Origin of the sequence: Faecalibacterium gallinarum, assembly GCF_022180365.1 — a bacterium.
Lineage (GTDB): Bacteria > Bacillota > Clostridia > Oscillospirales > Ruminococcaceae > Faecalibacterium > Faecalibacterium gallinarum.
Genome location: NZ_BQKV01000084.1, coordinates 1 through 308, shown reverse-complemented (window position 1 = coordinate 308; position 308 = coordinate 1). Strand labels below are relative to the sequence as shown.

The 308-nt window shown below is 52.3% G+C and carries 1 rRNA gene; it reads right to left on the bottom strand.

The features are described from left to right. Positions 1-308 (bottom strand): 23S ribosomal RNA (locus JCM17207_RS10445); the annotation flags it as partial.

The window sequence follows — 308 nt, the reverse complement described above, 5'->3', positions numbered from 1 at the left end:
CGCCGTTCACTGGGGCTTCGATTCAATGCTTGCACATCTCCTCTTAACCTTCCAGCACCGGGCAGGCGTCAGCTCGTATACGTCATCTTTCGATTTAGCACAAACCTGTGTTTTTGGTAAACAGTTGCTTGGGCCGATTCTCTGCGGCTCCATCTCTGGAGCACCCCTTCTCCCGAAGTTACGGGGTCAATTTGCCGAGTTCCTTAACAACCCTTCTCCCGTTGGCCTTAGAATCTTCTTCCTACCTACCTGTGTCGGTTTGCGGTACGGGCACCGCAGAAATACACACAGCTTTTCTCGCCATCTTC